Annotated in this window: 21 protein-coding genes; 5 read left to right on the top strand and 16 right to left on the bottom strand. The window is 68.8% G+C overall.

Going from position 1 to position 22,160, the window contains the following annotated elements:
- Positions 1–12: 12 nt before the first annotated feature.
- On the bottom strand, positions 13–987 hold the full coding sequence (locus BJ963_RS11210; protein WP_218857063.1) for a diacylglycerol/lipid kinase family protein: 975 nt from the start codon (positions 985–987) through the stop codon (positions 13–15).
- Between the two features lie 48 nt (positions 988–1,035).
- The gene (locus tag BJ963_RS11215; RefSeq protein ID WP_179456644.1) at positions 1,036–2,364 is read right to left on the bottom strand and encodes a protein kinase domain-containing protein; all 1,329 of its coding nucleotides are present in this window, start codon (positions 2,362–2,364) and stop codon (positions 1,036–1,038) included.
- A 97-nt stretch (positions 2,365–2,461) separates the two neighbouring features.
- Here BJ963_RS11215 and BJ963_RS11220 point away from each other — a divergent pair, with 97 nt between their 5' ends.
- The 3 genes from BJ963_RS11220 (at position 2,462) to BJ963_RS11230 (ending at position 3,458) form a co-directional block, all read left to right on the top strand.
- On the top strand, positions 2,462–2,953 hold the full coding sequence (locus BJ963_RS11220; protein WP_089907945.1) for a MarR family winged helix-turn-helix transcriptional regulator: 492 nt from the start codon (positions 2,462–2,464) through the stop codon (positions 2,951–2,953).
- A 69-nt stretch (positions 2,954–3,022) separates the two neighbouring features.
- Positions 3,023–3,187, top strand: a complete 165-nt coding sequence (locus tag BJ963_RS11225) for a hypothetical protein (protein WP_167552371.1) — start codon at positions 3,023–3,025, stop codon at positions 3,185–3,187.
- A gap of 16 nt (positions 3,188–3,203) precedes the next feature.
- The gene (locus BJ963_RS11230) at positions 3,204–3,458 is read left to right on the top strand and encodes a DUF6458 family protein (RefSeq protein WP_089907943.1); all 255 of its coding nucleotides are present in this window, start codon (positions 3,204–3,206) and stop codon (positions 3,456–3,458) included.
- 73 nt (positions 3,459–3,531) lie between these two features.
- Here BJ963_RS11230 and BJ963_RS11235 read toward each other — a convergent pair whose 3' ends face one another.
- The gene (locus tag BJ963_RS11235) at positions 3,532–4,929 is read right to left on the bottom strand and encodes a pyridoxal phosphate-dependent decarboxylase family protein (protein ID WP_179456646.1); all 1,398 of its coding nucleotides are present in this window, start codon (positions 4,927–4,929) and stop codon (positions 3,532–3,534) included.
- A 122-nt stretch (positions 4,930–5,051) separates the two neighbouring features.
- Here BJ963_RS11235 and BJ963_RS11240 point away from each other — a divergent pair, with 122 nt between their 5' ends.
- On the top strand, positions 5,052–5,927 hold the full coding sequence (locus tag BJ963_RS11240; RefSeq protein ID WP_179456648.1) for a phosphotransferase: 876 nt from the start codon (positions 5,052–5,054) through the stop codon (positions 5,925–5,927).
- A gap of 75 nt (positions 5,928–6,002) precedes the next feature.
- Here the strand turns inward: BJ963_RS11240 and BJ963_RS11245 are convergent, their stop codons facing one another.
- The 4 genes from BJ963_RS11245 to BJ963_RS11260 form a co-directional block, all read right to left on the bottom strand.
- A complete protein-coding gene (locus BJ963_RS11245; RefSeq protein ID WP_179456650.1) occupies positions 6,003–6,782 on the bottom strand; it encodes a TRIC cation channel family protein in 780 nt (259 codons plus the stop codon).
- Positions 6,783–6,879: 97 nt separating this feature from the next.
- Positions 6,880–7,212, bottom strand: coding sequence for a DUF7882 family protein (locus BJ963_RS11250; RefSeq protein ID WP_089907930.1), 333 nt, complete (start codon positions 7,210–7,212; stop codon positions 6,880–6,882).
- 94 nt (positions 7,213–7,306) lie between these two features.
- A complete protein-coding gene (locus BJ963_RS11255; protein WP_179456652.1) occupies positions 7,307–8,398 on the bottom strand; it encodes a fatty acid desaturase in 1,092 nt (363 codons plus the stop codon).
- 164 nt (positions 8,399–8,562) lie between these two features.
- Complete coding sequence (locus tag BJ963_RS11260; RefSeq protein ID WP_018192289.1) at positions 8,563–8,769, bottom strand: cold-shock protein; 207 nt, start codon at positions 8,767–8,769, stop codon at positions 8,563–8,565.
- Between the two features lie 440 nt (positions 8,770–9,209).
- Here BJ963_RS11260 and BJ963_RS11265 point away from each other — a divergent pair, with 440 nt between their 5' ends.
- Positions 9,210–10,454: a hypothetical protein gene (locus BJ963_RS11265; RefSeq protein WP_179456654.1), complete on the top strand. Its 1,245-nt coding sequence runs from the start codon at positions 9,210–9,212 to the stop codon at positions 10,452–10,454.
- Between the two features lie 126 nt (positions 10,455–10,580).
- Here BJ963_RS11265 and BJ963_RS11270 read toward each other — a convergent pair whose 3' ends face one another.
- From BJ963_RS11270 to essB, 9 genes are all read right to left on the bottom strand, one after another.
- Entirely contained in the window at positions 10,581–11,951 is a 1,371-nt protein-coding gene (locus BJ963_RS11270; protein WP_089907919.1) for an NAD-dependent succinate-semialdehyde dehydrogenase, read from the bottom strand.
- A 134-nt stretch (positions 11,952–12,085) separates the two neighbouring features.
- Positions 12,086–12,535, bottom strand: a complete 450-nt coding sequence (locus BJ963_RS11275) for a hypothetical protein (RefSeq protein WP_179456656.1) — start codon at positions 12,533–12,535, stop codon at positions 12,086–12,088.
- Between the two features lie 204 nt (positions 12,536–12,739).
- On the bottom strand, positions 12,740–13,315 hold the full coding sequence (locus tag BJ963_RS11280) for a hypothetical protein (protein WP_246298038.1): 576 nt from the start codon (positions 13,313–13,315) through the stop codon (positions 12,740–12,742).
- On the bottom strand, positions 13,312–15,315 hold the full coding sequence (locus BJ963_RS19525) for an alpha/beta hydrolase (RefSeq protein WP_179456658.1): 2,004 nt from the start codon (positions 15,313–15,315) through the stop codon (positions 13,312–13,314). The genes BJ963_RS11280 and BJ963_RS19525 overlap by 4 nt, the downstream gene beginning before the upstream one ends.
- A complete protein-coding gene (locus tag BJ963_RS11290; RefSeq protein WP_343037264.1) occupies positions 15,306–15,662 on the bottom strand; it encodes a hypothetical protein in 357 nt (118 codons plus the stop codon). The genes BJ963_RS19525 and BJ963_RS11290 overlap by 10 nt, the downstream gene beginning before the upstream one ends.
- Entirely contained in the window at positions 15,659–15,925 is a 267-nt protein-coding gene (locus BJ963_RS11295; protein ID WP_179456660.1) for a hypothetical protein, read from the bottom strand. The genes BJ963_RS11290 and BJ963_RS11295 overlap by 4 nt, the downstream gene beginning before the upstream one ends.
- Before the next feature lie 159 nt (positions 15,926–16,084).
- On the bottom strand, positions 16,085–16,540 hold the full coding sequence (locus BJ963_RS11300; RefSeq protein WP_218857064.1) for a DUF4176 domain-containing protein: 456 nt from the start codon (positions 16,538–16,540) through the stop codon (positions 16,085–16,087).
- Positions 16,541–16,542: 2 nt separating this feature from the next.
- Positions 16,543–21,012, bottom strand: a complete 4,470-nt coding sequence (gene essC, locus BJ963_RS11305; protein ID WP_179456663.1) for a type VII secretion protein EssC — start codon at positions 21,010–21,012, stop codon at positions 16,543–16,545.
- A complete protein-coding gene (gene essB, locus BJ963_RS11310; protein ID WP_179456665.1) occupies positions 21,009–22,142 on the bottom strand; it encodes a type VII secretion protein EssB in 1,134 nt (377 codons plus the stop codon). The genes essC and essB overlap by 4 nt, the downstream gene beginning before the upstream one ends.
- Positions 22,143–22,160 lie beyond the last annotated feature (18 nt).

The following is a 22,160-nucleotide window of genomic DNA, read 5'->3' on the forward strand; positions in this document are numbered from 1 at the left end:
CGGTGCCGCCGGTCACGTGCCGCGCGGCACCTTCACCGTCAGGCTGGACGGGTCGATCCAGGTGCGGAGAGCCGAGGCGCGCCCGAACAGGTCGCCGTCCAGCTCCACCTCCTCGGCGCGGCTCAGCCGCATCACGAACTCGCGGCCCTTCAGGTAGTTCATCGCACGCACCTCGCGGTCCGCGCCCATGAACCGGCGTCCCACCGTCGTCCGCCGGAGCACGCCGTTCTCCCAGAAGACCTTGACGACGATCTGCAGCCAGCCGATGAACCCCTCCGGCCGCAGAATGACGATGTCGAACTCGCCGTCGTCGACCGCGGCGTCCGGGAGCAGCAGGATGTTCGCGGGCAACGATCCGCAGTTGCCGATGAGGACGGTGTGGGCCCGGGCTGAGTGCACGCCGGCGCCGTCGAGCCGGTAGCGGATGCGCAGCTCGTTCTTGTCGCGCAGCACCTTCCCCATCGCCTTCACATAGGCGAGCCAGCCGTGGCGCGCCTTGAGGTCGTCGTCGGTGGCGGCGATCATGCGCGCGTCGATGCCGACGCCGGCCATGACGAGGTAGGAATGCCGGCGGATCGGCTCGTCTCCGTTGCGCAGCTCGGCCACACCCACGTCGATGGAGCGGTCGTCGCCGTCGAACGCCGAGTCGAGCGCGTTCTCGACGTCGTCGAGCGTGAGATCGAGGTTGCGGGCCAGCAGGTTCCCCGTGCCGGAGGGCAGGAGCGCCAGCGGCACGCCGGTGCCTTGCAGGGTCTCCGCGACCGTGCGCACCGTGCCGTCGCCCCCGGCGGCGATCACCACGTCGACGCCGCGTTCCAGCGCTTCTCGCGCCTGACCGGTGCCCGGGTCGTCCTCCGTCGTCTCGAGCCAGAGCGTCTCGGCCCAGCCCCAGCGCTTCTCAGCGGCGGCGAGCGCCTCGCGCAGGGCGGGCGCGTCCACCTTCACCGGGTTCACGACGATCGCGGCGGTCCTCGTTTGCTCCGGCATCCCCCGACAGTACCGGCGGATGGGGGGCGGGGGAAGCGGGTCGGAGGGTCAGCCTTTGCCCTTTCCGTTTCCGCTGTTCTTGCCCGGGCCGCCGCCGGGGGTGTCCTTGCCCGGTCCCTTGTCCTTGCCCGGTCCTTTGTCGTTGCCCGGGCCCGCGTCCTCGCTCGGCGACGGCGTCGCGACCGGCTCGGTCGTCTCCGTCGTCGTGGCGGGCGCGACCGTCGTCGGCGGCGCGGTCACGCTGGGCGTCGGACGCGGTGTCGTGTCCGTCTCGGGCTGAGCCGCCGGCGCCATCATCGTGCCGAGCGCGAGCGCCGACGCGGTCACCAGCACGGCGGCCGCCGCCACTCCGCCGGCGAGCAGCCCGCGCCGTCGCGTGCGGGAGGGGGTCGGCGCGCCTGCGCCCCGGGTCGGGAGGATGCGCGTCGGCGCGAGTCCCGCGTCAGCATCGCCTGCGGACGATGCGGCGGCGGGGACGGCCGCAGCGGGCGCGGCCGCAACGGTCGCATCCCCGCCGATCGCCGCCGCCACGGTGGGCTCGTCCGGCTGCCAGTCCGCCAGCTGCGGGCCCAGCTCGCGCGCCATCACCGCGACCTCCCAGGCGGTGGGGCGGATCGCCGGATCCCGCGCGGTCATGGCGGCGAGGAACCCGCGCCAGTCCTCCGGAAGCGACGCCGGGATGCGCGGGTCGCGCGCCGAGCGGGCTGCCACCGCCTCCACGGGAGTGCCCGGGAACTCGCGGACGCCGGTCAGCGCCTCGAGCACCACGAGGCCGAGCGAGTAGATGTCGGCGGCCGGTCCCGGCTCCCCGCCGAAGATCTGCTCGGGGCTGAGATACCCGGCCGTGCCGATGACGGTGCCGACCGTGGTGATGCGCTCCGCGCCGATCAGGTGCGCGATGCCGAAGTCGGCGAGCTTCACGACGGAACGACCGCCCGGGACGCTGGCGTCGGACAGCAGGATGTTGCCCGGCTTGAGGTCGCGGTGGACCATGCCCGCTTCGTGGACGACCACGAGCGCCTCCGCGATGCCCACCGCGATCTCGACCGCCTCCTCCGGGGCGAGCGGTCCGCGTTCCAGCCGGCTGCGGAGGTCCTCTCCGTCGACGAGCTCCATCACCAGGAAGCTGGGGGTCGTGTCGCCGTCCGCCGCCAAGTGCGCGTCGTGCAGCGCCACCAGGTGCGGGTGACTCAGCCGCGCGAGCATCGTCGCCTCGGTGCGCCGCCGCGCATCGTCGACGGCTGCGCCGGAGGTGAAGACCTTCACGGCGACCTCGCGGCCCAGGCGCCGGTCGTGCGCGCGGAACACGGTCGCCATGCCGCCGCGGCCGAGCCTGTCCTCCAGCTCGTACCGGTCGAGAAGTACTCGTTCGTCCACTGCGCGAGCATACGCGCCCGATCCGTGGCCGTGAATCCGCCGACAGTCGGGTCCACCCCCATTGCGCGGAAGCGCGTGAAAGGCATGACTGGAGAAGGTGAAGCACGAACCGGAAACGCCGCGGCCGGACACGGCCGTGCTCGAGGCGTTGCAGGTCTACCGTGCGGCCGAGGCGGCCATGCGCCGCCGTACGGGGGCGGCCATGGGGATCGGCGAGAACGACCTGCTCGCTCTCCGGCTCATCCTCGACAACACGTCCGCCGGCCGTCCGACCTTCGCCAAGGACCTCAGCGCGTACCTGGGCGTCTCGAGCGCATCCACCACCCTGCTCATCGACCGCCTGGTCCGCGGCGGCTTCGTGGAGCGACGGCCGAGCACGGTCGACAAACGCTCCGTCGAACTCGTCCCGACGCTCGCCGCGCAGGGCGACACCGGCCCGCTGCTGGCGGCAGCGCAGGAGCAGCTCGCGGCCGCGACCGCCGAGCTCAGCCCGGACGAAGCGGAGACGGTCACCCGGTTCCTCACCAAGATGCGGCAGACCGTGGATCGGATCACAGCCGAGCGCGCCGCTAGGCCGAAACGAACCTGAAGTCAAGGGGATTGCTAGGCAAGTGAAGCAGTTGTTGTGTGGAGCGCGTCAAGGAAAGGACACTTCTCCATGAACATCCTGCTCATCATCATCGCCATCATCGCGATCATCCTGCTGCTCACCGGAGGGTTCGTGCAGTCGCTGAACTTCCTCCTGTGGGTGGGAATCATCCTGCTCGTGCTGGCCGTGATCGTCTGGCTGGTGCGACTGCTCACCGGGAGCCGACGGGTCTAGGCCCGGAGGAAGCCGGATGAGCCTCGGCGCTGGCATCTTCCTGGTCGTGGTGGGCGCGATCCTCGCGTTCGCGCTCAACCTCCAGGTCGCCTGGATCGATCTCCACCTGGTGGGCTACATCCTGATGGTTGCCGGCGTCATCGGCATCATCATCGGGATCGTGCTGATCACCCGGCGTCGCACCTCCGTCGCCACCACCCGCACGGCCGTCGATCCTGCGACGGGCGAGCGCGTGACGCGCCGGACGGGCGAGTCGGACGACATCGTCTGACACCCTCCCTTCTGGAAACGACGAAGACCCCGTGCCACCCGGCACGGGGTCTTTCGTCGTGTGCTGTGGGCGCTCACTCCATCGTGTCGAGGATGCCCACCAGGTTCTCGAAGGTGGTGAGCGGGTTCAGGATGGCGAACCGCGTGTTCGGGCGGCCGGCGTGCGAGCTCGGTGTGACGAATGCGCGCTGCTCCTCCAGCAGACGTGCCGACCAGAGGGAGTAGTCCTCCTTGGTCCAGCCGTCGCGCTCGAACACCACGACCGAGAGCTGTGGCTGCCGCACCAGGCGGAAGCCGTCGCGGCGCTCGATCTCCTCGGCCACCCGCTCGGCCAGCCGGATGGATGCGGTCACCGCGTCCCGGTAGGCCGCCGCTCCGTGCGAGGCCAGCGAGAACCAGAACGGCAGCCCGCGGGCACGGCGGGTGAGGTGCGCGGCGTAGTCGGAGGGGCTCCACTCGGTCGTCTCAGTGAGGGTGTCCAGGTACTCGGCATGCTGCGTGTGAGCGCGCCGTCCCGCCTCCGGGTCGCGGTAGATGAGCGCGCACGCGTCGAACGGCGCGAACAGCCACTTGTGCGGGTCGACGATCACCGAGTCCGCCTGCTCCACCCCGGCGAAGCGATCGCGCGCCAGCGGGGACAGCATCCCGGCGAGGCCGTACGCGCCGTCGACGTGCAGCCAGAACGAGAAGTCGGACTTCAGGGCGGCGATCGACGCGATGTCGTCGACGATGCCGAAGTTGGTCGAGCCCCCGGTGGCCACCACCGCGAACACCGCGTCCCCGTACTCCTCGAGCGCTGGGCGCACCGCATCCCCGGTCAGCACGCCGCTCTCCCCCGGTGAGACCGCGACGACGTCGACGTCCATCACACGCGCGGCGGACGAGACGGACGAGTGCGCCTCGGAGCTGCAGACGATCACCCAGCGGCCGGCCGGGTTGCCGCGCTCGGTGCGGGCCGCGTCCCGTGCCGCGACGAGGGCGGAGAGGTTGCCGAGCGTCCCGCCCTGCACGAAGACGCCGCCGGCCGTCGCGGGCAGCCCGAACTCGGCCGCCAGCCAGGCCAGCACCTGGTTCTCGGCGTAGACCGCGCCGGATCCCTCCAGCCAGGATCCGCCGTAGACCGCGCTGGCCGAGACGACGAGGTCGAACGCCGTCGCCGCCTTCGTCGGGGCCGTCGGGATGAACGACAGGTAGCTCGGGTGGTCGGTGGTGATGCAGGCGGGCGCGAGCACGTGCTCGAACAGCGCGAGGGCGCGCTCCGCACCGATGCCGTTCTCCGAGACGGTCTGGCCGGCCAGGCGGCGCAGCTCGTACTCCGGCAGCGGCTTGTCGAGCGGGGTGTCCTCGCTGAGGATGCGCCGACGGGAGTAGTCGAGCACCAGGTCGACGAGCTCACGGGTCTCCGGCGTCACCGCGTGCATGCGGTCGTGGGGCTGAGCGGGCTGCTGAGTCATGAAACCTCCGGTGGCCATGCTTTCACAAAGAACCCGCATGAGTTTGGCGCTGAACGCAACGTCCGTGCGCTTCGCCCTCACTGACGACGATATCTGGCGTCCCGGCTCGCCGAGACGGACGGACTGCTACGGTCGAGCGGGTGAGTGACACGCCCGCCGCCGACATCCCCACCGACGCGCAGCTCGTCGCCCGGCTGCTCGCGGAGCGGCATCCCGATCTCGACGGCGAACTCCGGCTCGTCAGCGACGGGTGGGACAACCAGTTGTACCGGCTCGGCGACCGGCTCGCGGTCCGCGTTCCACGGCGCGAGGCCGCCGCGCACCTCATCGAGCACGAGCAGCTCATGCTCCCCGGGATCGCGGAGCGGGTGAGCGTCCGCGTGCCGGTCCCGGTCCGCGTCGGCGTCCCGTCCGCGTCCTTCCCGTGGCCGTGGAGCGTCGTGGAGTGGTTCGAGGGCATCGACGGCGCCTCCGTCGGCGCCGCCGGCCGCGTCGGCCTGGCCGAGCCGCTCGCCCGCTTCATCGGCGAGCTCGCCGTGCCGGCACCCGAAGCGCCGCGCAACCCGGTCCGCGGCGTCCCGCTCGCCTCCCGCCGGGAGGTCGTGGCCACGCGCCTGCGCTCGCTGTCGGGCCGCATGGAGGTGGCCGACCTCGAGCAGGCCTGGCGCGAGGCGCTCGACGCTCCCGCCTGGGACGGGCCTCCCCTGCTGCTCCACGGCGACCTGCACCCCGGGAACCTGCTGCTCGGCCCGGACGGCGAGCTGACGGCCGTCGTGGACTTCGGCGACGTCACCTCCGGCGATCCCGCGACGGACCTCGCCACCGCGTGGCTGACCTTCGACCGGGAGGCGCGCGAGCGGTTCCGCCGGGCGCTCCCGACCACCCCGGACGCGGCGACCTGGGCGCGGGCGCGCGGCTGGGCGGTGGCGATGGCGTCCGCTCTGGCCACCGCCTCCGACGACAACCCGCGCATGGCCGCGCTCGCCCGGCACGCGCTCGCCCAGATCCCCGAGTGAGTGCGGCTCCTGGAGTGCGCACGGCTCCCGGAGTGCGCACGGCTTCCGGAGTGAGCGCCGAGAGGGCCCTCCGGATCAGCCGGCAGGCTCATCGTCGACCGTGAGCCCGAGCATCCTGAGCTCCTCCTGCGATCGTCCAGAGAGCTTCCGGCCGAGCAGCGGACGTCGGTCCGGGTGGACCTTGAGGCCCTTCGGCCCGCGCGCGAGCGGCTCCTCCCATCCCCGATAGAGCGCCAGCACCCGGAACGTGAACCCGACCAGGAACGCGGCCGCGACGCTCAGCCAGTACGGGACGCCCACCTCCGAGAGCACGATCCAGACGAGGCCGGTGCCGACCGCCGTGGCGACGAACCACTCCCCACGCACGAACTGCTTGGGGGTGACGCCACTGGTCACGTCGATCAGGTAGCGGCCGGCGGTCGGCGCGATCACGGCGATCGCGAGCGCACCGACGATCGGGTAGCCCGCCCCCGTGGCCTTCTGCGCGCCGATGATGGCGTACCACGGCAGCGAGAACGAGGTCATGAACTGGAAGAGGCCCTCGCGGAACAGCTGGCCGTGCGCGTAGGCGAGGAGGTAGCCGACCACGCCCGCGGTGACGCTGAAGACGAGATAGGCCGGGTTGACGAAGGCGGACGGCGTCTCCCCGAGGATCACATCCCGGGTGACGCCGCCTGCGATCCCGCCGATGACCGCCATCAGCACGATGCCGACGAAGGTGTAGTTGCGGAAGTGGTCGGGCCGCCGCGCGAGCAGCGCGCCGTTCAGGGCGTTGGTGGTCGCCGCGATCAGGTCGATGAGCGTCCCGCCGCCGTACAGCGACCACGTGCCGAAAGAGAGCTCCGTCGGATGCATCCTCGTCCCCTGCCCGCGGCACCGTGTGGCCGCAGGCACACGGTAGCGACGCGGGACGGTCGAGCGAGAGACAGCATCCCCCGAGGCGTGGCCGGGGCTACAGCCCTCGCTCGTGCGTGGACCCGACGACCGGCTGGCCGTCCTCGTCCACCGCGATCAGGCCGGAGGAGCTCGCGGCGGCCGCCGCGAGGCGCTCGACCCAGTCGCGGTCGAGGGCGGGCGGCCGCGAACCGCTGAACCGGAAGCGCAGGGGGATGGACGGGTCGATCCACACGGTCGAGCGGCCGTCGCCGTTCTCGGGGGTCTCACGCCAGCTCAGCGCGAACGACTCCTTGCGGCGCAGCTTCGACACGATCACCACTTCGAGATGTGCGAGCACGCGATCCTCGAACGTGATCATCGTGCTGCTGTCGTACATCATGTATCCCATCGGGCACCTCCAGCCAACACCGTACGCCACGACGCCCGGCGGATGGACGCGCGATGCCCGACGGCACGCCGCGCCGGGCGGTCAGGCCCGGCGGTCAGGCCCGGCGGTACGCGCCTGCGGCAGGGCAGTCGAACGGGTCGCGGGCCGAGAGGCCGACGCGGTTCAGGTACTGGATGACGATCGTGTACGACCGGACGAGCGACGTCTCGGTGTACGGCACCTCGTTCGCCGCGCAGTGGGCGATGGTGAGCTCGCGAGCTCGCGCCAGGTGCGGGCGGGGCATGCTCGGGAAGAGGTGGTGCTCGACCTGGTGGTTGAGCCCGCCCATGAGGATGTTCATCCACCAGCCGCCGCGGATGTTGCGGGAGGTGCGCACCTGCTTGTCGAGGAAGCTGACGCGCGAGCCCTCGGGCAGCTGCGGCATGCCCTTGTGGTTGGGGGCGAACGAGGCGCCCATGTAGAGGCCGAAGACGGCGAGCTGCACGCCGAGGAACGCGAAGGCGACCCCGACCGGCATCAGCACGAAGACGGCGCTCAGGTAGATGCCGAAGCGGATGAAGATGGCGGAGAGCTCGCGGCCACGGCCCGGGACGGGCGCCTTGCCGAAGAGGGTCCGCAGGGACGTGAAGTGAAGGTTGACACCCTCGAGCAGCAGCAGCGGGAAGAAGAGGTAGCCCTGACGGCGCGTCACCGCGCGCAGGATGCCGGTGGCCCTGGCGGCGTCCGCCTCGGTGAACGAGATGGTGTCGCGGGCGATGTCGGGGTCTTTCCCGATGGTGTTGGGGTTGGCGTGGTGACGCGTGTGCTTCGTCATCCACCAGTGGTAGCTCATGCCGACCATCCAGGTGGCGAGGAACCGCCCGGCGCGGTCGTTGGCCGGGCCGGATTCGAACACCTGACGGTGCGAGGCCTCATGCGCGACGAAGGCGAGCTGGGTGAAGATGATGCCGAGTGCTCCGGCGATCAGCAGGACGAACCACGAGTCGCCCAGGAGGACGATCCCGGCGAACGCTCCGGCGAGAGCGAGGATGAGGACCGCGAAGGTGGTGATGTAGAAGCCCCGGCGACGCTCGAGGAGACCCTCGCCGCGAACCTCCGTGAGGAGTTCGCTGTATGTGCTGGTCACTGACGGCCGGCCGGAACGGGGCTTGGTGGTCCGGATCGGACCGAGAAGGGTTGCGGTCACGCGTGACCTCCGCTGTGTCAGACGACTTCCCAGCCGAGGTGTTGGACGTTTCGCCCTAGATTCTCGAAGCATATGCGCCGTTCCTGGGCGCCAGCACCGAGATATGCCCGAAGGGGCTTGGGATCGATGCGGGGCCGGAGAACCGGCCCCGCATCGAGGACCGGTCAGACCGGTCGGATGTTGGATGCCTGGAGGCCCTTGGGGCCGCGGGTCACCTCGTACTCGACCTTCTGATTCTCGGCCAGGTTGCGGAACTCGCCCTGCGACGCGATCTCGCTGAAGTGGGCGAAGACGTCGGCCGTGCCGTCATCCGGGGCGATGAACCCGTAGCCCTTCTCCGTGCTGAACCATTTGACGGTACCTGTGGCCATCGTTTCTTCCTTCTTATTTGGTGTTGGGGACCATGACGGTCCCATTCGCCGCGCAGAGAGCGCGGACGGCTGAGAGAGCCACGACGGAGTAGACCGGTCGCGGCGATTCGACGGAGAGGGAGTGGCCCTCGCCGGAGAGGTGAACGGCTGATGCAGCCGGACGGAGGGTGAGATACTTTTCCTTTTTCGCGGCCGTGGCCGCGGGTACACATGCGCACACTCTCGCGGAGAGGTGCGCTCAATCGGCCCGGTGCGAGACGTCGTCGGCTGACCGGGTTCCCGCAAGACTACAGGACATCGGGCCGGAGTGCGCCAATCCCCCTATTCCGGTCAACGGAGGACTGGATAGTCGGCCGGAAACTGATATTCTTGAAAAGTTTCTGATCGATGCCCATGTCTGAAGCGGCATCCGATCGTCATCACATCATCGAGGGGGAATATTGAGCGACCCGACTGTGCCCGCGGACGACAACCACAAGGCTGCCGAGGGGGCACCGGCAACGCCTGAGCCGACGGCAGCGGAGCAGCCCGCACCGCCCGCATCCGAGCAGCCCGCGCCGGAGCAGCCCGCGCCGGAGCAGCCCGCACCGCCCGCCCCGCAGCAGCCTGTACCGCCGGTTGCGCCGGAGCAGCCTCCCGCGTACGCCGCAGCGCCCGCCCCGCAGCAGCCGTACGCCGGCCAGCCGAATCCGTACGCACCGCCGACGGGCGAGAAGAAGAAGCCGGCCGTCCCGCACTGGGTCTGGTGGGTCATCGGCGGCGCCTTCGCCTTCGCCGCCGTCGCGATCGTGGCGATCGTCGTGATCGCGAACCTTCTCGGCGGCGGCGGCGCGAAGGCCGTCGCGCAGGACTACCTGAACGACATCGCCAAGGGGAACGCGTCCGCCGCCAACAAGCTGGCGCGCGTCGACGCCTCCGAGGGGGAGAACTTCCTGCTCACCAACGCCGTTCTCGGCAAGGCGCAGCACATCACGGCGCCCGTCGTGAGCCGCACGCTGTCGAGCCGCAGCTCGGATCTCACCCAGGCGAGCGTGACCTACAAGCTCGCCGGCAAGACGTACCGGGGAACGATCGAGCTCGACAAGGACGACAAGGGCTGGTACGTCAGCCGCGGGCTGACCTACAACCTGCCGTTCGTCTCCTCGAGCATCCCGGGCTACTCGGTGCCCGGGGCCGAGCACTCGCTGACGTCGAAGGACTCCGAGGTCGTCGCCTACCCGGGCGTGTACAGCATCCAGGCGCCGAACAAGTACTACGAGCTGGCCGGCTCCCCGAAGCTGACCGTCGCCGCCGACTCCTACCAGGTGAAGGACCTCAAGCTGACCCCGTCGCAGGCCTACCTCGACGAGGTGCAGAAGCAGGTCGACGCCCACTACGCGGAGTGCGCCACCAAGACGGCTTACTACGACGTGGAGGACTGCGGGATCGACCTCAGCTACCCGAGCAACATGTCCGTGTCGAAGTCCACGGTCGCTGTGACGGTCGACGAGTCGCCGAAGGTCGAGATCAGCGACGATTCGGACTCGTACTACCAGTTCAAGATCGGCCCGGGAAAGTTCTCGGCGGTGATGACCGGCTCCGACTACAGCGGGAACCCGGCGAGCGAGAACCTCACCGGCCAGGCCGGTTACATCAGCGCCGACATCAAGATCGACGACGACAAGGTCGTGGTCACCTTCAACTGACCACGGACGACGAAGGGCCGGGCGTCTCGGACGCCCGGCCCTTTCTCGTTGGCTCTCGCCAGTCGCCTCACCGACCTCGGCCGCAGGCTCCTTCGGTGCCCGGTGGCGTGTCGCTCCGCGCCGCCCTCAGCTCCACTGGGCGCGGATCAGCTTCTTGTTGACGAACTCGTCGGCGCCGAACCGGCCCAACTCGCGGCCGGACCCCGAGCGCTTCACACCGCCGAAGGGCAGCTCGGCCCCGTCGGCCAGGACCACGTTGACGAACACCATCCCGGCCTCGATGCGGTCGGCGACGCGCGACGCCTGCTCCTTGTCGGTCGTGTAAAGGTAGGAGCCGAGGCCGAACGGGGTGTCGTTGGCGATGCGCACGGCGTCGTCCTCGTCCTTCGCGCGGTAGACCTGCGCGACCGGGCCGAAGAACTCCTCCTTGGAGGCCGGATTGTCCGGCGTCACGTCGGTGAGCACCGTCGTCTCGAAGAAGGCGCCGTTGCGGCCTCCGCCGCGCACGAGCTTGGCGCCGTTGTCGACGGCGCGCTTCACCTGCTCGTCGAGGTTCTCCGCCGCCTTCAGCGACGACAGCGGGCCGAGGGCCGAGTCCTCGCTGGTCGGGTCGCTCGCCTCGACCTCGGAGAGCTTCGCGGTGAACTTCTCCAGGAACGGCTCGTAGAGCTCGTCGATGACGACGAACCGCTTCGCCGCGTTGCACGACTGGCCGCTGTTGTCGAGGCGCGCGTCCACCGCGTTCTGCACGGCGGCATCCAGGTCGTCGGTCGAGAGCAGGATGAACGGGTCGGACCCGCCCAGCTCCAGCACGACCTTCTTGAGATTGCGTCCGGCGATCTCGGCGACCTTCGCGCCGGCCCGCTCGGATCCGGTGAGCGAGACGCCCTGCACGCGCGGGTCTGCGATGACCGTCTCGATCTGCGCGTGGCTCGCGTAGATGTTGACGTACGCACCCTCGGGGAACCCGGCGTCGAGGAAGATCTGCTGGATGGCGGCGGCCGACTCCGGGCACTGCTCCGCGTGCTTCAGCAGGATGGTGTTGCCGATGACGAGGTTCGGTCCCGCGAAGCGGGCCACCTGGTAGTACGGGAAGTTCCACGGCATGATCCCGAGGAGCACCCCGAGCGGCGAGCGGCGGACCACGGCAGACCCGTCTCCGTCGAGCAGCTGGATCGGCTCGTCCTTCAGGAACTCGTCCGCGTGGTCCGCGTAGTACTCGTAGATGGCGCCGGCGAAGTCGACCTCGCCCAGCGCCTGCTCGACCGGCTTCCCCATCTCGAGCACGATGATGTCGGCGAGCTGCTGCCGGCGCTCGACGTGGAGTTCGCCGACGCGGCGGATCAGCGCGGCCCGCTCCTGCACGGTCGTCGACCGCGACCAGGTGCGGAACGTGGTGTCGGCGGCGGCGATCGCCGCCTCCAGGTCGGCGTCGCTGATGGTGTCGAAGGTCTTGACCGTCTCCCCGGTGGCGGGATTGGTCACGGCGTAGCTCATGGCGCTCCTCTTCTTCGCTGAAACGGGTCTGGCCCATCATGACAATACGGCTTCCGAATGGCCTGTGACCCGCCACATCGTCTAGGCGCGAGGACGCAGGTGGACACGGCGTACAGCGGGTCTGGACGTACCGGTCACCAGTTCTCTGGTCGCCGCGGGTCGTCCGGGTCGACCGGGGCGCACCGGCTGTTGCCCACGAAGTCGGCATAGTCCTTCCCGATCGTGAACTCGATCCCGAAACCGTCCTCGCGAACTCCCGTCAGATACGGCGGATAGGACACCACCTTCCGCGGCGGGTAGATGCGGTTGTCCTCCACCACTTTTGTCGGGAACCCGTAGTCCGTCCACATCTTCGCCACCCGCTCCGCCGTCTCCTCTGGACTGGACTTGGTCGGACCCTTGTACTGATTGAAAATGTTCCAACTCTCCGACTCGGTGCCATCGGCATAATCACCACACCCATAGCCCCACTCCTTCTCTGGTGCGGTCGGCCAGGTGTCGGCGACCAACGCGGTGGCCTCGTCATAGAGACGCTGGATCTCGTGTTCGACCGCGGCACGGTCGGCTCTGTCGCTGTCTTCCACCTGTTGGATCTCCTCCACGGTCTTCGGCTGCGGCGCACACCCGCTTACCGCACCTACGGCTAGTAGCACAGCCAGCCCCACAAAGCGCATCACCATGCGACGATGGCCACGGGCGGTCGCGGGGTCATCGGTGCCCTCCGCACGGCTTCGGCGACAGCAGCGGCTCCTTCTCATGGCCCAGCGAGGCGCCGAACTGACCACCGGTCACCAGTTCTTGGGCAGGACCGGGTCGTCCGGGTCGATCGGGGCACACCGGCTGTTGCCGTCGAAGTCGGCGTAGTTCTCCCCGATCGTGAACAGAAGCCCGAAGCCGTCCTCGCGAACTCCCGTCAGATAGGGCGGATACGACACCACCTTCCGCGGCGGGTAGATGCGATTGTCCTCAACCACCTTCGTCGGGAACCCATAGTCCGTCCACAACTTCGCCACCCGCTCCGCCGTCTCCTCCGCACTGAACTTCGTGGGACCCTTGTACTGATTGAAAATGTCCCAGCTCTCCGACTCGGTTCCATCGGCATAGTCACCACACCCGTAGCCCCACCCCATCTCTGGTGCGTTCGGCCACGTATCGGCGACTAGCGCAGTCGCCTCGTCATACAGGCGCTGTACCTCCTCCTGCGCCGCGGCTCGGTCGGCTCTATCTTGGTCTTCCACCTGCTGGATCTCCTTCGCGGTCATCGGCTGCGGCGCGCACCCGACCAGAGCCCCCATGGCCAGCAGCGCAGCCAGCCCCGCCACGCGCAGCACCATTCGATGGCCATTAGCGGTCGCGGGGGTCATCGGCGCCCTCCGGGCGGAATCGGGGACGGTAGCGGCTCCGGGTGCGGCACCTTCTCCCGGTCTAGCGGGGTTCCGCCCGAGGGGATTTCTTGCCCCCGCCCCATCGTCGCCATCGCCGTCCCGTACTGGGCAGAGGTCCGGTTGTCGAGATAGCTGTAGGAATCAGGGGTTTCCGGACTGTTGCCGAACGGACCGTGCTGAGTGATCCCCTTCAGCTCGACCCCATCGAGGACAGTGTCTTCGGCTGTGAAGGTGTGTGCCCCGAAGCCAGGGCTGGTGGGGTCGACGCGCCCGGGATTGGCCCGGCCCCACTTCGCCCACTCGTCCTGGACTCCCTCGGCCGCGTAGACCTCACCGCCCGGCACATGCAGCGCGGCCGCTGACGGAATGGTTCCGGCAATGCCCGCAGAGCCCAGGAGGACGACGTGTCCTGCTGTCACAGCATTCTGGGTGAGTGCCTGGGTGGCGACGTTGGTCCCGTAGGAGTGCGCGATGACCGAGAGCCCGATCGCGTTCGCCGGCCACTGTTTCACCGCGGTCAGCCCCCGCAGCGTGTTCCCCAGCCGTTGCGCTCCCGCTTTGGCGAGGTCGTCGTTCAAGACGCCCCACACGTCCGCCTGCCCGGGCGGGTCGTAATCCAGCCACGACAGTACGGCTATCTCGCTTGGATCGACGCCGGACGCCCTCGACTGTTGCTTTCGCATGTCTTTTGCAGCGTTGGCGTACTGGACAATGTCCCTTGCGGTGGTTCCCATTCCAGGCACCACGACGCTGATGTGGTCGGCGGTTTCGAGCAGCCCGGTGCTGATGGCGACTTTGGTGCGTTCGCCGGGCTGGTACACATACAGCTCGCGCGGCGGATCTCCCGTCGGCCCCTTCCCGTAGGCCTTGTTGATCCGGGACAGCGTTTCGGTCAGCTGCTGCGCCTCAGCGAGACGACTCAGCGCGAGCTGGCGAATCCCGCCGATCGAGGATGTGAGTCCCGGGTCCGCCTTCGCATCGCTCAGGCGCTTCTTCGCGTCCTTGAGGTCGGCGACCAGGCAGGTCCGGTTGGCGTCGGACCGTACCCGCGGCGGGACGCCATCCAGGTTGCCGATCAAGCGCGGAACCGCCTTCGCCCATTCGGTCCGCTGTTTCGCGTCGAGCTTCTTCCACCACGCGGCCGTCTTCTCCGGCGCCGGCGGGTTGTCCCAGAACCGCTGCAACAGCTCCGGGTGCGCCGCCAGCACCGTCTTCATCTGCGACGGGGACAGATCCTTCAACAGCGATGACAGCTCCTCGGGCGTCGCGGATGTCCAGTCCTTCGATGACAGCGCCGACAGGTAGCCGAGCAGCCTCCTCCTGGCCGCCAGCCCCGCTCCGGCACCCACGCCGCCGATCGCGAAGCCGCCGGTGCCGTCGAGCTGGTGCAGGAGGGCGACGGTGTCTCCGATGGCGCACGCGAGCCTCGCGGCGCTGTTCTGGAACAGGCCCCTGGTCGCGGAGGCGAAGGTCTGCAGTGCGGTCAGCCGCTCTTCGATTTCGCGAATATCCTTCTCGAGCTGGCCGAGCACCAGCTCCAGCTGACGGCTCTTCACCTCCATCGCATCGCTCCATCCGGGCACCGCGATCGGCAACGTCGCCGCCCGGTCGGTGATCTCGATCAAGCGCTCGGTCGCGTCCCGCTGCTTCGTGGCCGCGGTGAGCTGCGTGGTGAGTTCGGCCTCTTTCAGCACGCCGTACCGGCTGACCTTCGAGTCCTCCCAGGTGTACCGGTCGAGGTCTCCCCGAATGGCATCGATCTCGGTCGCCGCCGCGGCGATGCAGGGTGCGATGATCTCGGCGAACAACGCGCCGACCGCCGAGTAGCCCTTTCCGGACAGCTCTCCGGTATTCAGTCCGGCGAGCAGACGGTCGGACGCCGTCTCCATCGTGTCCAGCACGGATGAAGCGGCCGCGAGATTCGCCGACAGCGCGGTCTTCACGCTGTTCGAGTCGTCCGAACGGTAGATCACGCCCACGGTGCACCCGCTTTCTCGCGTCTCAGGCGTTCCGACTCCGCCTCCGCGACCAAACGGATCACCCGGGCGGCCGCTTCTACGAACTCCGATTGCTCCTGGGCGAGTTGTCCGACATAGCGATCGAGCTCGCGATGCGCCGCCAGGCGTTTCTGCACGTCGGGGAGATCAACGCCCAGAGCGACGCCGGCGTCTTCGAACACGAGAGCGTTCTGCCGGATCAGCTGCCGATACTCGTCCCAGTGCTCGTCCACCCGGCTCACCGCCGCCACGTCGTCTCCCGTCGTGGCTTCGTGAGCCATGATCTTCTGCTCCACCTCGATCTGGTGCGGACTCGGGTCCGGCGTCACGCTTCGCCCCACCCTGTTGCGTCTCGCCTGTCGCGATTCTCGATCTCGGCTGCCAGCGCAGTCACGTTGCCGCCCTGCCTTCTCACCAGGGATGCCAGGTCGGAGATGCTCGTCAGAACGGCGTTCGCGATGCGCGCTCCGTCGTGCATGCTCGAGACCGTGCTCGATCCGACGATCGCGTGCTGCCCTCTCGCGCTCGTCTCGATGTCAGCGAACGAGGAGACGGCTGCGTGCGCGGCACCGATGTTCGACGCGACCTTCACGAGTCCTCCTCTCCGTGATGCTCCGGGACCGGCCCGCGAAGTTCGACGAATCGCCATTGGCCCTGCCGAGAAATTCTGCATCGACCGCATCAGTGTAGCGATGATGAACACCAGTATGAATGTCAGTGGCCGGAATCGAGGACGTCCCCGACGAGACCGTCACGTCACACCCTCACGGCCGGTCGGGTGAACCAAGGCACGGAGTTCGTGGAATGGATCCGCGCGAGACCGTGCCGCTGCGTCACTTTCCTCGACGGCCGAGGCCTCGGGGATGGTCGTGAGCCCTTCGGCGAAGTGACGGGCGCGCGTGATCGGACGTCGGCCGTTCTCCATCTGATCCAAGAGATCTGCGAGAAATCCGGCATCGGCAGCATCGGTGTAGCCATGATGAACGACGCCCTGGATGTCAGTGGCCAGAACAGGGAAGGTCTCCCGGTCGGGTGCCTCCCCGTACGGATGCGGACCCACCAGATACCTGGGCACGACCTCGTTCCTGGCGTTGTCCGGCCGGAATGCTCCTCGCGCGAGCACCACGTGCAGACCCGTTCCGGTGTCGTCGCCCAATCGGACGATGGAGCCCAAACCGAGGAACTCCTCTGTCATCTCGAGGGTCATCGTCACCCTTCCCCGCGCTGCGCGGTCGGGATGACCACCTGGAACAGTTCGTCGTCGGTGAGCGAATACAGCACATTCTTGCCCAGCGACTGCTTTCGCACCGCGAGGGGCAGATTCTCCACGAACCGCTGCGTGGCCAGGTCGCCGCCGAAGAGGATCCGGTCCACGTTCTCCTTCAGAGGCGCTATCAGGGAGAAGCTCCCACTCACCTTCGAGACGTGGTCCAACAGGATCAACTGGACGGTGTCGCTGCCGGTGCCGAGAAGCTCTCTGACCTGATCGGGCGAGAGCATGAGCCTGTCCAGGACATCGATCGCACCGCTGAGCACGATGCACCGACGCTTCTGTGTTCCATGCTCCACCAGATCCGTGATGGCTCTCTTCACCGCCTCGGCATGCCTTCTCACTTCGGCCTTGCCGACATAGAGACACTCCGCGACGGCGAGAAGCGGCTTCAGCGCGTCATGGGTGTCGAGGATCACGAGGTCTGAGGGATCGACAGCATTCACGAGACTGTCGATCACGAATGGGTAGATCAGGGCGGCCTGCTTGGCGGTCCCCGGGAAGACAGCCAGGCTCTTGCCCTCGAACAGCCCGAAGCTCTCCGGCTCGGCCGTGCTCTTGTTCAACCCCAAGAACAGCGTGTCCCGCGACGCTCGCTCCGAGACCGTCCCGAACGCCTCCACCGTCAACTCCGCCGGCACCATCGGGATCCGCTCCGGCCGGACACCCGTCCACGCCGCGCCGATGGCGCCGACCTCGCGCTCGAGGGCGTCCAGCACCGCCGCGTCGTCGCCGCCCTCGCACGGCAGGAAGAACTGGATCGCAGTGGGGATCTCCCGCTGCAGCTGGCCGCGGCCGAGGATCTCGCTCTGCACGACGCGGTCGCGGCCGAACAGCGTCGCGACCTCGTTCTCGTCGTTCAGGTAGAGCGCGATCGTGTTCGGGATGGTGCTGCTCATGTTCATCCGGATCGAGTTGGGCCGATTCGCGGTGAGCACCAGGTAGACGCCCAACGCCGCCCCCTCCCGGAGCACCTGAAGGAGCTGCGTGTCGATGGCCTCCTTGCGCTTGTCCTGCGCCAGCGCGTCGTACCCGTCGACAACGTTCAGGATGGTCGGGAGCGACTCGCCCGTCTTGACCTCGTACTGGGCCTGGGTCGCGACCCCGGCCGCGCGCAGGCGACGCCTGCGGTCGGCGAGCTCGGCGGCGATCCGGTCCATCGCCTTCTGCAGCTTCTCCTCTTCCTCCAGCGTCACGATGTCCGCGACGTGCGGGAGCGGCGCCAGCGGGAGCAATCCGTTGGTGCCGATATCCAGCAGCAGGAACTGCATCTGCTCCGGGGTCTTCTGCCGCGCCAGGTTCAGCACCATCGTCTGCAGCAGCGTCGACGCACCGTAACCCGGGCTGCCGAAGACCGCGGTATGCCCGGCGTCGTCGAGCGCGAACCGGTAGACCTCCTGCGACTGCCGGCTCGGGATGTCGAGCAGACCGAGCGGGATGCCCGGGCCGGCATCGACCGGCGGGGTCGCGATCCGGCTCCCGAGCTGAGGCAGCCACGGTCTGTCCGGGAGAACGGCACCGGCCTCCCGCGCGACCCCGGCGATGTGGTCGACCACCGCCTCGAGCTCGCTCACCGTCTCGGGGCGGGACTCCAGAGCGGCCTCGTCGCCCGAAAGGTCCTGCGTCCACAGGTCGTACTGGCCGAAGCCGTTGATCAGGTAGATGCGCTCATCCACCGTCTCCACGTCGGTCCTCTCCGGCTCGTAGGCCGCCCCCGACCACGCCGATTGGAAGAGCTCGTAGATCTCGTTGTTCCCGACCTGGAGGTAGGCGCGGCCCGGCTCGACGATGCTCGCCGCGTCCGGGGTCTTGATGATCTCGTTCGAATCGGAGACGTCGGCGACCTTGAGAGCGAGCTTGAAGCGGCTGTTCGACCAGATCTGGTCGTTGACCACCCCGCTCGGCTTCTGGGTCGCCAGGATGAGGTGCACCCCGAGTGAGCGGCCGATGCGGGCGGTCGACACCAGCTCGTCCATGAACTCCGGCTGGTTGGCCTTCAGCTCTGCGAACTCGTCGGAGACCAGGAACAGGTGCGGGAGCGGCTTCGAGGGGTACGCGCGGCCGTCCGCACGCACTCCCCCGGCCTTCCCCTGCTTGTACAGCCGGGTATAGCCGTTGATGTGGTTCACCTCGAACTGCGCGAAGAGCCGCTGACGCTTCTGGAGTTCCGCCTGGATCGATGCGAGAGCCCTGGCGGACGCGGCGCCGTCGAGGTTCGTGATCGAGCCGAGGAGGTGCGGGAGGCCGGCGAGCAGGTTCGCCATGCCGCCGCCCTTGAAGTCGATCGGGAGGAACCCGACGTCCTCTGGCGCGAAGTTCACCGCCAGCGACAGCAGGAACGACTGGACGATCTCCGACTTGCCCGAACCCGTGGTGCCGGCGACCAGTCCGTGCGGGCCGTGCGCGCGCTCGTGCAGGTTGAGTTCGACGATGTCGTCCTTCCCCCGGAGCCCGAGCGGCACCGCGAGGGTCTTCGAGGTGTCCGCGGCCGCCCAGCGCTCCCCCACGCCGAGGTCGCCGACGTCCGTCACGCCGTACAGCTCGAGGAAGGTGACGGCGGTGGGCACGGCGTTCTTCTGCACCTCGACGTGCCGGAGGTTGGAGAGCCGACGCAGCGCACGCTCCAGTCCGTCCGGCGTCTCATAGGGCACGAACTCCCGGTCGACGTAGTCCCCCTCGTCATTGACGAGCGTCCCGGCGCTCCGGTTCGCGTAGTCGACCAGGGCGGTCACCGTCTCCGGAAGGAGCTTTCGGTCCTCCGTGCCCCAGATGACGGTCACGCCGAGCTCGCTCAGGTCTTCTGCCAGGTACTCGTTGATCCCGTGTCCGCTGAGGTGCGAGCCATCGAGCACCGTGAACACGTAGTGCGGGAAGAACGCCGGCGTCTCCCGGCCCGCCTGCCGAAGGGACTGCCTCCGCTGCGCGAGGATCTGGGCGAAGCTGTTCAGGACCAGGTCGCGGGTCCTCGCGTCGTGAACGAGCCCGCGGATGTTCAGGCCGTGAAGCGTGACGTGGGGGAGGAACCGCCAGCGCCGCCAGTCGGTGCGATAGGACTCCTCGGTGACCAGCGCGATCAGGTTCACCTCGCGGTAGGAGTGGAACACGGCGGCCTGGAACAGCAGATTCTGCACCGCGGCGGTCACCGTGTCGCCGGACCCGACCAGGCCGACGGTCTGGGCCCGCAGGTTCACCGGCACCGGCACTCCCCGCTGCGTGGCGAACCGTTCGGCCAGCGCGATGACCCGCCGGGCGTCCTCCCCGTCGGCACGTTCGTCCACGTCGGCCGTGACCGCGACCGCGGAGGGGGCGTCGCCCGTGCCGAGGGAGACCCGCAGGAAGTCTTTGTTGTGCGGCAGCCTCTCGTAGATGCGCGGGTCGTATCGATCGGCCAGCTCCACCAGCGCTGCCGGACTCGGCGCCGCGTAGTCGAGCACCTCCCGCTCCCGCGACGTGTTCCGAGAGAGCGAGGCCGCGACGTTCAGCAGGTAGCGCTCGTACTCGTCGCGCCTCGCCCCGTCGCGCTTGCGACGTTCGCGCCGCTCGCCGATGAACTGGGACAGGGTGAAGCTCGCGGTCAGGAGGCTCAGGATGCCCATCCCCATCATGAGCAGCGGGTTGCGGCCGGAGACCACGCTCGTCACGACGCCCACCGCGACCATGCCGAGCGGCGGGAGGAGCGCTTTCAGGATGCTGTTCTTGTCCGGCTTCTCCGGCGGGTCGATCTTCCGGATGCGGACGGTGCCCGACGGCGGCTCCATCGTGATCCGGGGACTCCGGCGGTAGTCGGGGAAGTCGGGCGGGAACTCCGCCGCCTGCTCCTGGAGGAGGAAAGCCGCTTGATCGAACTCGACCCGATCCGCGAAGGAGGTCAGCCTCCACTGATCCGGGCGCTTCTCGAGCAGGTACTCCGACGTGAGGACGGCGTCGCCGACACTCGCCCGCCGCACGGCGCCGGCCGCGGGGACGCGTCGGGCGCCGAAGTACATCAGGTCGTCGGCGGGCACGAGGGTGAGCTCGTCGCCACGGACCACGACGGTACCGGCGTTCTTCACTCGGGCACCCGCCGAGCCGCTGTCCCCGATCAGGAAGGACGCCCCGCGGTCGAAGACGAGATGCCTGGTCGTGGCACTGTGCGCATCCACCACCAGAAGGCGGCGGCCGTCGATCTCCGTGACTCCCGCCGGGACGGTACCGCCGTTGACGAACAGCCGGTCGCCGACCACACCGAGCGTCAGGTCGTCGCAGACGGCGGACGGACGGTCGGTCGTGAGCGTGATCCGGCCGAACTCCTCGTCGAGCAGGTACACCGTGAAGAGCACGGTCCTCGGGTCGAGCCGGTCGTCGACCGGACGCAGCTCCTCATCTTCCTCGACGTCCTCGCCGAACGGCACGGTCGTCCCAGCGCTCACGGAGTGCCACCCAGCTGTGCGCTCAGCTCTGCGATCTTCTTCGCGTACTCGGCAAGCAGCTTCTGCTTCTGCGCACCGTCCATCGCGGTGTCGAGCTTCGTGGCCTGGTAGAGGTCCGTGTACGCGAGGAGGGTGAGCTGGTCGTCGCCGACGTTCTGGGCGAGGTTCAGCGCCCGTTCGAGGTCGCCGCGCTCCAGGGAGATCCAGTAGTCGAGGGTGTTGTCGTCGGTCTTGGTCGAGATGTTGTTGAGGACCGCCTCCTTCTGGGCGGCGGACAGGTCGGCGAGCTTGACCGAGCTCACAGCCAGGACATACCGCGCGGACTTCGGCAGCTCGCCGGCGGGGTAGTCCCTCAGGTCGGTCAGGGCCTGGCCGTAGTCGCCCACCACGAAGCTGGACTGGGCCGCGATGACGGCCTCGTGCTTCGGGATCGCGACGGCGTACGACGACCAGGTGAACCCCGCGAGGACGACGGCCGTGAGGACGGCGGCCGCCCCCAGCATCGTCGTCACCTGGTACCGCCGCCGCGGGAGGCTCAGTGTCCGGCGCGCGGACTCGGCGGCCTCCGCTTCGGCCTCCGCGTCCACCAGGGCGACCACCTCGCCCACGGTCCCGCACGCGACGATCCGCTCACTGAGCGGGTCGCGGAGGGTCGAGGAGCCGTCCACGAGCTTCTCATAGGGCAGCCGCGGATGGAGGACGCTCAGCACGAGGGCCTTGTAGCCGCGCAGGAAGAGGTCGTCGTCAAAACCCATCGGAGCGAGGATGCCGACGAGCCCGGAGTGGACGGACACCGCTCCCGCTCCGGTCAGTACGACGTTCTCCGGGTGCAGGAACGGCACCGCGAAGCGGTCCGCCGCGGTGCTCAGCGCGGCGAGCCGCTGCGCCGCCTGCAGCTTCGCGAGCCGGGTCTTCGCTTCGCTCGCGACCCGTCGCATGGTACGTGCGCCGGCAGGAACGGTGTAGCTGAGGGCGGCCTGATACTCCTCGGGGCAGTCGTCGGACACCGCCACGTGCTGTCGCACGACATCGACCGCGGCCGTCCGGATCTGCGCACCGGTCAGCAAGACCGTCACCTGGTCGCCTGCGCGCTCGAACACCAGGCTGTCCCGCCCGTCGAAAAGTATCATCCGCCACTCCTCAGGATT

The sequence above is a fragment of the Leifsonia soli genome (assembly GCF_013408745.1).
Lineage (GTDB): Bacteria > Actinomycetota > Actinomycetes > Actinomycetales > Microbacteriaceae > Leifsonia > Leifsonia soli.